This is a genomic window from Acinetobacter sp. Root1280, assembly GCF_001425285.1.
Classification (GTDB): Bacteria; Pseudomonadota; Gammaproteobacteria; order Pseudomonadales; family Moraxellaceae; genus Acinetobacter; species Acinetobacter guillouiae.
In genome coordinates, this window is record NZ_LMED01000022.1 from 1 (window position 1) to 1,097 (window position 1,097).

General features: G+C 70.9%; 1 protein-coding gene. It reads left to right on the forward strand.

Annotated features, from left to right (window positions below; genetic code table 11):
* Nucleotides 1–102: 102 nt before the first annotated feature.
* Nucleotides 103–1,097 (forward strand): acetyl-CoA C-acetyltransferase (locus ASC84_RS22410; RefSeq protein ID WP_081409365.1); only part of this gene is annotated, 995 nt, incomplete at its 3' end.

Sequence of the window (1,097 nt, forward strand, 5' to 3'; positions counted from 1 at the left end):
CTCGGTCTCGGTCTCCACCGCTCCATCCTCTCGTGGCGTCGCTGCGCGTGACGCGGGACACACCCGTTTGACTGTGACAGTAATGGTGTCACAATCAGCCACATGGCAGAAGCATTCGTCTACGACCACATCCGCACTCCTCGCGGCCGCGGCAAGGCCGTCGGTTCGCTCCACGAGGTCAAGCCGGTGGACCTGGTCGTCGGACTCCTCGACGAGCTCAAGACCCGCAACCCCACCTTGGACACCGCACGCGTCGACGACGTCGTGCTCGGCGTCGTGACCCCCATCGGCGACCAGGGCGGCGACATCGCCAAGACCGCCGCGCTCAAGGCCGGCTACCCCGAGACCGTGGCGGGCGTGCAGCTCAACCGCTTCTGCGCCTCGGGCCTCGAGGCGGTCAACCAGGCCGCCCAGCGCGTGCGCTCCGGCTTCGAGGACCTCGTCATCGCCGGTGGCGTGGAGTCGATGAGCCGCGTGCCGATGGGCAGCGACGGCGGCGCGTGGGCGATGGACCCGGCCACCGCTCTCGAGACGGGCTTCGTCCCGCAGGGCATCGGGGCCGACCTCATCGCCACGATCGAGGGCTGGAGCCGCGCCGACGTGGACGCCTACGCCGCCGAGTCGCACCACCGCGCCGCCAAGGCGTGGGCCAACGGCTACTTCGACGACGCCGTCATCCCGGTCAAGGACCTCAGCGGCGTGACGGTGCTGGAGCGCGACGAGACCGTGCGCCCCGACACCTCGGTCGAGGGCCTCGCCGGCCTCAAGCCGTCGTTCGCCCAGATCGGTCGCGACGCCGGCTTCGACGACGTGGCGCTGGAGAAGTACCACTGGGTCCCCGCGATCGACCACGTCCACCACGCCGGCAACTCCTCGGGCATCGTCGACGGCGCGGCCGTGATGGCGATCGGCACCGAGGAGATCGGCACGTCGCTCGGCCTCACGCCGCGTGCGCGCATCATCTCGACCGCCGTGTCGGGCGCCGACCCCACGATCATGCTCACCGGTCCCGCCCCGGCCGCCCGCAAGGCGCTCTCGCGCGCCGGGCTCGAGGTCGACGACATCGACCTGTGGGAGATCAACGAGGCCTTCGCCGC